Source organism: Geminocystis sp. GBBB08 (genome assembly GCF_016743215.1).
Classification (GTDB): domain Bacteria; phylum Cyanobacteriota; class Cyanobacteriia; order Cyanobacteriales; family Cyanobacteriaceae; genus Geminocystis.
Map to the genome: position 1 here is coordinate 1 of NZ_VRZC01000152.1, position 9,512 is coordinate 9,512.

Genomic DNA, 9,512 nt, shown 5'->3' on the forward strand with positions numbered 1-9,512 from the left:
ATGCAACCCCAATTCGCCTCCGCTTTTGATTCTATCACTAAACTAGAGCAAGGGGCGATCGCTAATCCTGATGAAAATCGCATGGTAGGGCATTATTGGTTAAGAAATCCTGACATTGCACCTACTCAAGAAATAAAGGAAGAAATTAGTAACAGTTTAGTAGAAATCAAGGAATTTGCCGAAAAAATCCATTCAGCCACGATAACTACTCCTCAAGGAGAAAAATTCACAGATTTACTCTCTATCGGTATTGGAGGTTCAGCTTTAGGTCCTCAATTTGTTTCTCAAGCTTTAGGGTCGATTAACCCTAGTTTAAATATACACTTTATTGACAACACAGATCCTACCGGAATCGATCGAGTTTTAAGTAAGTTAGGAGATAATTTAAAAAGTACTTTAGTCTTAGTTATTAGCAAATCAGGAGGCACACCAGAAACCCGTAATGGAATGTTAGAGGTAAAAAATGCTTACATAGAAAAAGGTTTAGACTTTTCTCGTTATGCAGTAGCTATAACCATGATGGATGACAGTAGTAAACTTTATCAAGTTGTCAAGGAAGAAAATTGGTTGGCTTGTTTGCCAATGTTTGATTGGGTGGGTGGGCGCACTTCCGAATTATCAGCCGTTGGCTTATTACCCGCCGTGTTAGAAGGCATCGACATTGACGAGATGTTAGAAGGTGCAAAAGAAATGGATATTGCTACTAGAAACATAAATGTGAAACAAAATCCTGCGGCTTTACTTGCCTTAGCTTGGTATTATGCCGGAAAAGGGAGGGGAGAAAAAGACATGGTAGTGCTGCCTTATAAAGACAGTCTTTTGTTGTTTAGTCGTTATTTACAACAATTGGTGATGGAATCTTTAGGCAAGGAAAAAGATTTAGACGGCAACATAGTTTATCAGGGTATAGCAGTTTATGGTAACAAAGGATCAACAGATCAACACGCCTATGTGCAACAATTACGGGAAGGAATAGCTAACTTTTTCGTTACCTTTATCGAAGTATTAAAAGATAGAGAAGGGAAATCCCTTGAATTAGAAACGGATATTACTAGCGGTGATTATCTTTCTGGTTTATTACAAGGCACTCGTAAAGCCTTATATGATAATGGTAGAGATTCCATTACTGTCACCGTCAATGAAGTTACCCCTCGTATTGTTGGTGCTTTAATTGCTTTATATGAAAGAGCAGTAAGTATTTATGCTTATTTGGTTAACATTAATGCCTATCACCAACCCGGAGTTGAAGCCGGGAAAAAAGCTGCCGCTTCAATTCTGAGTTTACAAACAGAGGTGTTAAATTTAATCAAAAATAGTAGTAAGTCTTTAACTATCACAGAAATTGCGTCAAATTTAGGTAAATCAGCAGAAATAGAGTCAATTTACAAAATTTTAAGGCATTTATCCGCAAATGATCGGGGAGTTATTGTAACGGGGGATCACACTTCACTTGATAGTTTACAAGTGATATATAAATACAGCCGTTTTTAGATCAATAAACCACAAATTTTTATTATAAATGTAGGCTAAAGTGTGTTCGCAAGATCGGGGTGTGGTTTACCAATTTGAAAAGCGTTGTAAGTAATTAGGAGTTACGCACTTTACAAATTATCAATAATGTGTAGTAACGAAATATCGTTATTTGAGATAATCAGTAATAAATATAAAATATCTGGTAATCAAAGAAAAATAATACTAAAAATGACCTTATAATGTTGTTGGAAAAACCATACTCATATTTAATGATTTTTGTCAATGCGTAAGTTATAGCTTAGTAGTGTTATGGACAATTAAAATAACTGTAAGATAAGAAAATGACTATATTTAAACAAATTATTATTAGCTTAATCGTGGGATTTTGGATTAATTTAATAGCAGTATTTTCTATTCAAAATATCACCTTAGTTAGCATAAAATTTTTCTGGTTAGAATCTATTAAAATTCCTCTGGGTTTATTATTTGCTTTTGCTTTAAGTTTAGGCTTTATCATCGGAGCAATTATTCCTATATTTTTTAATAAAAACAAATATCAGAAAAAGACTTATAAATCTAATCAAACTAACAAAAATAATAATCAGTTTAACCGAAATTTTGAAGAAGAAAAAGATCCTCTTTTCGATTGGGAATAAAGATTAATTTATCAATTTATTAACTGAGTTAATATTTCTAATAGTTTATCCTGAGATACAGTTTTTTGTTCAGAATTTTCTAAGTTTTTAACCTGAATCATACCTTGTTCAACTTCACTCTCTCCCAACACTAAACAAATTTTAGCACCACTGCGATCGCTTCGTTTAAACTGTTTAAGGAAATTACTACCACTAAGATCTAATTCTACCTTATAACCAGAATGACGTAAATTTTGAGCGATAACAAGAGCGTAATTTTCCGCTTTTTCTCCACGAGAAACGAAATAAATATCAGGAGTTTGAGGAGAAAGAGGTTGTAACTTTTCTAATAATAAGATTAACCTTTCCATACCTATCGCCCAACCAACGGCTGGAGTTTCGACACCTCCTAATTGAGACACTAAACCGTCATATCTTCCCCCTCCGCATACCGTAGCTTGTGCACCTAAGTCTCCTGATATAATTTCAAAAGCTGTATGGGTATAATAATCTAAGCCTCTAACCAGACGTGGATTTAATTCATAAGGGATACTTAAATCACTTAACAAGGTGCATACTTTGTCAAAATGGTGACGGGAGTCATCCCCAAGATAATCAAGGATACTAGGAGCATTTTGGGCGATTTCTTGGGTTTTTTTATCTTTACTGTCTAAAATCCGTAGAGGATTACGGCTTAATCTGTCTTGGGAATCTGAATCTAAATTGTCTTTGTAGGGGGTTAAATAATCCAATAAGGCTTGTCTGTAGGTTTGTCTATCTTCTTTACTACCCACAGAATTTAGTTGTAAACTCAGATTTTTTAATCCTAACGCTTTCAGTATATCTGTTGCGATGGCAATTACCTCAACATCGGCCCTTGCCGCTTTACTACCCAATAATTCTAAGCCAATTTGATGAAACTGTCGTTGCCTTCCTGCTTGGGGACGCTCATAACGAAACATTGCTCCACTATACCATAATCTTTCTACTCCGCCACTGGCAAACAGTTTATTTTGAATGTAAGAACGAACTACTCCAGCAGTGCCTTCAGGACGTAAGGTTATAGAGCGATCACCCCGATCAGTAAATGTGTACATTTCTTTGCCGACTACATCCGTTGCTTCCCCGATGCCTCTTTCAAATAGGGGAGTTTGCTCAAAAATTGGAGTCCGAATTTCTTGATAAGCGGCTTTCGTTAAAATTTCAGAAGCAGTTTTTTCTAGGTATTGCCAGTATATTACTTTCTTGGGCAAAATATCTTTTGTGCCTCTAATCGCTTCAATATTATCCATATATAGTTAATAGTTAATATGACAATTTTAACTTAGATCTTGCATCTCTATCATCAATTCTCGATGAGGATAGGGAAAAGGGAAGAGGGAAGAGGGAAAAGTAATCAGAATTGATTTTAAAACTCCTAAAATTGATTTTTCCCGTTTTGTTTCATTAGTATTATTGTACTGGTGCAAGATCTGAGTTTAAATCATTTGTGAAAAATCCAATATTAGATTTCTTGAAAAAATATAGTAAAGGGCAAAGATAAAAGAATTTGACTTTAACAATAGAGGAATTGATTTTCTCAGCTTTGTCTATTTAGTTTTTATGTAAGTCATGCCAGATCTCAGAAAAATACCAATTTTCCTATGTAGCATCTTCTTTGTCGCCTTGTATTCACCCAAATATTAAAAATCTGCCCTTGTGAGGTCTAGTTCTCGCCGACAATTTATTAATTTGGTACAAGATCTGATTTTAATATACATCTCTCACATAACGTTTATCGGAAGCAAGTTTTTTGACATATACTTTACTTTCTTCTGCTGTTAATTTACCGTGAGTTTGGACAATATGACACAGTGCTTTATCCACATCCTTTGCCATGCGACTAGCATCACCACAGACATAAAAATGTGCCCCCTCTTGCAACCAAGCCCAAAGTTCTGCACCCTGTTTACGCATTTGATCTTGGACATAGATTTTTTCTGCTTGATCACGAGAAAATGCTAAATCAAGTCGAGTCAGGAAGCGATCCTCATGCCATTGTTTGAGTTCATCACGGTAGTAAAAATCTGTTGCAAAATGCTGTTCACCAAAAAACAACCAATTTCGTCCAGAATCTCCCCTAGCTTGACGCTCTTGCAAAAATGCTCGAAAAGGTGCAATCCCAGTACCTGGACCTACCATAATCATCGGTGTATCAGGTTTTGAGGGGGGGCGGAAGTGGGCAGATTTTTGCACAAAGATTGGTACTTGAGTATTCTCGGCACGATCAGCTAAGAAGGTAGAAGCAACTCCTTTACGCATTTTACCATTGTAAGTGTAACGTACCGCTGACACAGTGAGATGAACTTCTTTAGGTGTGACTTTGGGACTCGAGGAGATGGAATATAATCTTGGTTGGAGACGCTTGAATAGGCTTAATAGTTCGGTGGGGGTAATGGCGATCGGGAATTCATGAAACACATCCACCGCTTGTTTTCCCCATAGCCATTGGTTGAGCTTGTCTTTATGTTCAGGCTTTAGGAGTTGAGCTAATTCATCGGATTGGGATTTCTCTAGTACGAATTGTAGCAGACTTTGGTTCACACGGGCGATCTCAAAATGTTTCAAAAGAGCAACCTGTAATGGCATTTCACCTAGTCCATCCACATTGATTAGAGCTTCTGGAGATAAACCAGTAATGGAGAGCAATTCTCCCACCAAGTCTGGACAATTATTAACCCATACGCCAAGGGCATCCCCTGCCTCATAGATAAAATCTGGATCGGTTATAGAGAAAATAAACTGTCTAGTCTCTTTCAAAGAACCATAATCATTTAATAAAATATTGCCCACTAATGGTGCTAACAGAGGGTTTTTTTTGTCGAAGGTTTTAATGCGCTTCGGTGGTGAAGGAATTTGTGCCATCGCTACCGATTCTTGTGGTGATTCTTTTTGTGATGAAATATTGGCCTCTGCTAGACAATGCTTCACCCCTTCTAACCAAGCCTGTGCTTGTTCTTGGTAATCTGGTTCGCATTCTACTTTTGGCAACATTCTATGGGCTCCTAATTCCTCGAGTCGAGCATCTAGTTTGCGTCCATGGCCACAAAACTGGTCATAACTAGAATCCCCAAAGGCTAAGACACTAAAGCGAGTTTCTGTGAGGCGAGGAGCAGTGTCAACTTTAAGAGCTTCCCAAAAATTTACACCATTATCAGGAGGATCACCATCGCCGAAGGTGCTACTAATTAACAGTAAATTGCGAACTTTGGGCAGATCCGCTATCACATAGTCATCCATAGCACAAAGATTAACCTGATGCCCTGCTGTGATCAAAGACTTGGCACAAAGCTCTGCAAATTCCTCCGCATTACCAGTCTGGGAAGCCCAGAGTAATAATACTGGTGGGGAATTGGTTTCAGGTTCAGTTATTTTAGTGATGATCCCTTGGGTTTCCATCGTAGATTCAGATGGTAGAATACTAACACTTGCCACATAGCTACGGGCAAATAGCCCTGACAGGAGACCATCTATCCACAGCCGTTTTGTCGGATCAATGGGTGCACTAGGGGGAAGTGTCGGCACACCGCTAAGAGACTTTTCCAAACGCAACCCGGCACAATAGCCCGATAAATAAAGTTTTTCATGATCTTCTAGCACGACATTTGGCATGGTTTCAATACCAAGAAGGTTAGAAAGGGCATCAATTTTGGACATATCAAGTTTTATAAAAGTAGAAGGTATGAGGGGGTTAATATTGGCGATGGGAGGTTTTTCCACAGGCTTAATTACGGGGGTGAGGGCTACGGCACAGAATTTGAACTCTGGCTGGAGTGAAATCGGATCGATGGCATCGTTAGTGACGGCATTAATGGCAAGATCTTTCCCAAATTCATCATTCCAATGGAAAGGGACAAAACAATTACTTGATCGTACTCGATCAGTAATCACGGCAGGAAGTATCACAAAGCCTCGACGTGAACGAATCTCCACTTGATCGCCATGGCAAATATTGTATAAACTCGCATCCTCTGGATTAATCTCCACAAAAGGACTAGGGTTTAGCTTATTTAGAGTCTTAATTTTCCCAGTTTTAGTCAGGGTATGCCACTGATGTTGTAGTCTTCCAGTATTTAGGACAAAAGGATATTTTTCATCGGGCATTTCTGTTTTGGGTGTGTGGGGGCGAGGAAAAAATACGGCTCTGCCATGTTCGGTGGGGAAAACAAGGCGAGGACGACTACCGTCAGGGTTTTCTTTGAGGGTTTGGCTGACACCATCGTTGGCGTAACGAATTGGATTGCGATCGCTGTCTTGTTCAGGGGGACAAGGCCATTGTAGGGGTGTTTTCCGCAGTCGTTCATAACTCGCACCTCGCAAGTCATAGCCCGTTCGAGGATTCCAAGCACTCTTAATCTCTTCAAAAACTTCTGAGGCGGAACTATAGGTAAAACCATGAGCAAAGCCCATTTCACAGGCAACTTTGGCGATAATTTGCCAATCAGGGAGGGCTTCCCCCGGTGGATCTATCACCTTCTGCATTAAAGTTAAATTACGCTCTGAATTAACCATCACCCCTTCGGCTTCCGCCCATAATGCCCCGGGTAACAAAATGTCAGCGTAGCGATTAGTTTCAGTATCTAAGAAAGCATCTTGAGCAATTACCAGTTCTGCTTTTTCTAATGCGGCGATGGCAGTTTGACGATTAGGAATAGTGGCAATAGGATTGGTGCAGATAATCCAACAGGCTTTGATTTTGCCCTCAGCCATTTGGGAGAACATATCGACTGTACCTTGTCCGAGATTGGTTTTAAGCGTACCAGTGGGTATTTGCCACATTGTCTCGATAAAAGTGCGATCAGATTCCACCAGTACCGATCTCTGTCCTGGCAATCCATGACCCATATATCCCATTTCCCTTCCTCCCATGGCGTTGGGTTGTCCTGTCAGGGAAAATGGACCACTACCTGGGCGACAAATCTTACCCGTTGCCAAATGGAGATTACAAAGGGCGTTAGTATTCCATGTGCCATGGGTGCTTTGATTTAACCCCATTGTCCAGCAACTCATCCATTTTCGTGCTTCCCCTATCCATTGAGCCGCCTGTCGAATATCTGTCTCAGGGATACCCGTAATTTCGGCAACCACATCGGGAGGATAATCTTCTAAAAAAGTAGGCATAACATCCCAACCTTCCGTAAATTCCTCAATGAAGGCGGCATCGGTATGTCCATTTTTAACAATTAAATGCAGTAGTCCATTCAGAAGAGCAAGATCAGTTCCGGGCTTGATTTGCATATACAAATTTGCCTTATCAGCAGTCGTGGTACGGCGAGGATCAACTACAATCAATTTTGCCCCTGCCTTTACCCTATCCATTAATCGCAAAAATAAGATTGGATGACAATCAGCCATATTAGCACCGATCACAAAAAACAAATCTGTACAATCCATATCCTGATAAGAGCCCGGAGGACCATCTGCACCGAGGGAGAGCTTATACCCACTCCCAGCACTCGCCATACATAGCCGTGAGTTTGACTCAATATTATTAGTGCCGACAAAACCTTTCGCCAGTTTGTTGGTGAGATACTGGGCCTCTAACGACATTTGCCCAGAAACATAAAACCCTAAGGCATCAGCACCATGTTTGTCGAGAATTTGGCGCAATTGGTGGGCTGTTTTCTTTATCGCTATGTTCATGTCTATCTGTAAGGGTTCACGGGTGCGATCTTCCCGAATATAAGCCGATTCCATCCGTCCCGATTCCCGCAAGGCTTGGGCACTAGTGCTACCCTTAGTGCAGAGACGACCAAAATTAGCAGGGTGCGATCGATCCCCTGAAACCTTTACTACCTTGTCTTTAGCAACTTCCAGTACCATGCCACAGCCAACTCCACAATAAGGGCAGACGGTTTTGACAGATTTGTTGGGTTGCGTGTTTTGCATTTGATTTGCTTAAGTTGTAACATTCCTCCGATTTATTTTGGAGTAGTGCCATAATTATTTAATAAGTTACCAACTTACTTCTCGCACCTATCTATTTCGGTAGTCTGTGCTACGAAACAGATAAAGCAATGCAATTTACTCATAAAAATCATGCACTTTTTGTTAAACGGTAATCTCGAAGTTTTTCTATTAGATCTCTTTAATAATTCTCCAAATAAGGGCTAAAGCCCTCACTACGAGCTTATATAAATATTTTCTGGAGATGTCTATTTATTTTAATTCTAACTAGAAAATTGCTTATAAAAATTGACAACTTCTGTTAAAAATTCTTCCGTTGATTCATAGGGTAAAACATTACGCCCTTTAAGTTTTTTCCCCTTAACATTAGCAATATTTTTTTGATAGAATTCTATTCTTTGCTCTGGAGTTTCTTTAAAACCTTCTTTACTAATACTGGTAGCTTTTTCTCCGATTAAAAGTAATATTTTTTGCTCTAATTTTTGCATTAATTTTGAATAATCTTTACGCCAAAAACCGGCTAAAAAAGAATAAACAGCATAACGATTTTGAGGATTAATAGCGGCTTTTTCTAACATATCTAACCATTCATTATCAACATCTTCAGCTTTGGCAAATAGTTGTTTAATAGAAAAAGATTTAATAAAATTACGACGACGGGCATATTGATAAAATAAAGAACCAATAAAAGAGTCAAAAAAAAGATTCCAAATAATTTCACTAATGCGAAGATTACCACCATTAATCATTATATTCCATGCAGGAGGACCTGACAAGATTAAACCTTTAATTAAATCAGATTTCATCTCTCCTGCCGACATATAAATACTGAGGGGAAAAGATGCACCTTGCACTACTAAAATAACAGGTTTTTTGACAATATTATTAATAAAATAATTTAGTTGATTTGCCCAATCTTTAGGATCATATGCAACACGAGGGAAATCACTTTGTCCACATCCTAATAAATCAGGGTTATAAATAGGCAAATTACAGCCTAAATTAGCTTCTGCTGAGAGAAAACGATGCCAAAAATTGCCTGATAAACCGACACCAATAGGATGGATTAAGACTAAAGCTAGATTATAATCTTTCTTGGTATTATAGCTAGTATAGGCACATTTATATTTATTCCAAGAATAATATTCAGTTGGCGATGAAAATGTCATAATTTGATTTGATAAAATTTAAGCTAAAATAACTTGATATAATGGTAGTTTAAATTAGATCGAGACATTATTCAAAATTTAGTAGAGGATTAAGTTGCAATTGAAACCGTCTCAATATACATATTTTCAAGTCAAGACTGATTTGATTTATTTAGAAGAAGTATTGCTTCAGTTTGAATCAGTAAAACAAGATTGGATTCGTCAAAAAGATTGGTTACAGTGTCAACTGGCTTTAGCGGAAGGATTTACTAATGCAGTACGTCATGCACACAGAAATAAACCATTAGAA

The 9,512-nt window shown here is 38.4% G+C and carries 6 protein-coding genes; 3 read left to right on the plus strand and 3 right to left on the minus strand.

Annotated elements, in window-relative coordinates:
- Together FWJ34_RS15570 and FWJ34_RS15575 are read left to right on the plus strand one after the other, a co-directional pair.
- Positions 1–1,491 (plus strand): glucose-6-phosphate isomerase (locus FWJ34_RS15570; RefSeq protein ID WP_308256258.1); only part of this gene is annotated, 1,491 nt, incomplete at its 5' end.
- A 323-nt stretch (positions 1,492–1,814) separates the two neighbouring features.
- Complete coding sequence (locus FWJ34_RS15575; RefSeq protein WP_308256259.1) at positions 1,815–2,129, plus strand: DUF1049 domain-containing protein; 315 nt, start codon at positions 1,815–1,817, stop codon at positions 2,127–2,129.
- An 11-nt stretch (positions 2,130–2,140) separates the two neighbouring features.
- Here the strand turns inward: FWJ34_RS15575 and hisS are convergent, their stop codons facing one another.
- The 3 genes from hisS to FWJ34_RS15590 all read right to left on the minus strand — a co-directional run bounded on the left by hisS (position 2,141) and on the right by FWJ34_RS15590 (position 9,223).
- Entirely contained in the window at positions 2,141–3,400 is a 1,260-nt protein-coding gene (gene hisS, locus FWJ34_RS15580) for a histidine--tRNA ligase (RefSeq protein ID WP_308256260.1), read from the minus strand.
- A gap of 457 nt (positions 3,401–3,857) precedes the next feature.
- Positions 3,858–8,036 (minus strand): bifunctional nitrate reductase/sulfite reductase flavoprotein subunit alpha, encoded by a 4,179-nt coding sequence (locus FWJ34_RS15585; protein WP_308256261.1) that lies wholly within the window; start codon positions 8,034–8,036, stop codon positions 3,858–3,860.
- A 281-nt stretch (positions 8,037–8,317) separates the two neighbouring features.
- The gene (locus FWJ34_RS15590; protein ID WP_308256262.1) at positions 8,318–9,223 is read right to left on the minus strand and encodes an alpha/beta hydrolase; all 906 of its coding nucleotides are present in this window, start codon (positions 9,221–9,223) and stop codon (positions 8,318–8,320) included.
- Positions 9,224–9,323: 100 nt separating this feature from the next.
- Between FWJ34_RS15590 and FWJ34_RS15595 the strand changes: the two genes are divergently transcribed.
- Positions 9,324–9,512: ATP-binding protein (locus FWJ34_RS15595; protein ID WP_396232015.1), on the plus strand; the 189-nt coding region annotated here is incomplete at its 3' end.